This window comes from Streptomyces sp. MnatMP-M17 (genome assembly GCF_900091995.1).
GTDB lineage: Bacteria > Actinomycetota > Actinomycetes > Streptomycetales > Streptomycetaceae > Streptomyces.
The window spans coordinates 1-1,156 of sequence record NZ_FMDK01000886.1 but is presented as its reverse complement, the minus strand read 5'-3'; the positions used below and the strand labels follow the sequence as shown (position 1 = coordinate 1,156).

Annotated in this window: 1 protein-coding gene and 1 pseudogene; both read right to left on the bottom strand. The window is 70.5% G+C overall.

The features are described 5' to 3' along the window. A partial coding sequence (locus GA0115259_RS42405; RefSeq protein WP_256098241.1) for a 2OG-Fe(II) oxygenase occupies positions 1-541 on the bottom strand: 541 nt, incomplete at its 3' end. Positions 542-993: 452 nt separating this feature from the next. Further along, positions 994-1,156 (bottom strand): annotated as a pseudogene (locus GA0115259_RS42400) (copper homeostasis protein CutC); the annotation flags it as partial.

Below are 1,156 nucleotides of genomic sequence, written 5' to 3'. Positions count from 1 at the left end.
GCAGGGCTGCGTCGAACACACGCAGCTCGCCGCCGCCGAAAGGCCGGGGTGTGCGATGCAGGTAATAGACGAACGTGAGCAGGCGCCGTGGGGCGAACTCTGCGCTGGTGTCCTGGTGCGACCGGTAGAAGTCGCCGTCGTTGTGGACGTTGAGGCTGTAGCTGGGTTCGGTGTGCCGGCAGGAGACGCCCAGAGTGTGCTCGACCGCCCTGGTCGGTGCCGATGGGTGATCGCTCCGTGGGCTCCGGCCGGGGCGTGGACGCCGTCGCCGACCATCGCGGCTTCGTAGCCGCCCAGCAACTCCTGGAGCGTTCCGACACCCAGGTTCTCCGGGGCGGTGATCGCGGCGATGCCGTCGTAGTCGGTGTAGGACGCGCCCAGCGTCCGGCCGCCGATGGTGGCGAACACGATCCGCGCACCGCGGATGGGCTCGCCGGTCACCGCGTCGACCGCCATCGCGTGGATGTTCTCCAGTTGCATCTGGGTGACATTCAGGGTGGCCTGGCTGGTCGTGAGCCTTGTCGGCTTCAGGCTGGGGCACTCCGTCCCGCTGCACGACGCGGCCGATGGAGCGGTCGCGGACGCGGCGACACCGCTCCCCGCGCCCAGCGACGCCAGAGCCGCGGCCATCACCGCGACGGTCTTACGGCCTGCAGAACTCATGTCCACTCCCGTGGGAACTGCCCGAGCGTGATCCGTACAGGCGCGGGGAGGCCGGGACCGGCCATGGGCGCGTGCCGCACGCGACGGGTGCCGCCCACTCCGGACGACGCGACCGACCGTATCCACGCCCATCCGGCCCGACCAGCCGACAATCACGAGTTCGCGCGATCTGATGAACGGCCAGCAGGACAGTGACGAACACGGACGAACACGATCGACGCATACAAACCGATGAGCGATCGCCGAAGGCCTTGGTCCCGGTCGGCCCCGGCCGGCTGCCGGGGCCGTGACGTCGGGTGGAGTGGGGTCCGGCCGGTGGGGTGGGAGCGGTCAGGTGTCCAGGGCTTCGCGCCATTCTTGTACCGCTGTCACCGAGACCGGGTGGGTCCAGCCGCCCGGTCGCGCCGCGCCGCCGATGTGGAAGCCGTCGACTCCCGCCGCGACCAGTACGTCCACGTGGTCGAGGCGGAGGCCGCCGCCGACCAGCATGCGC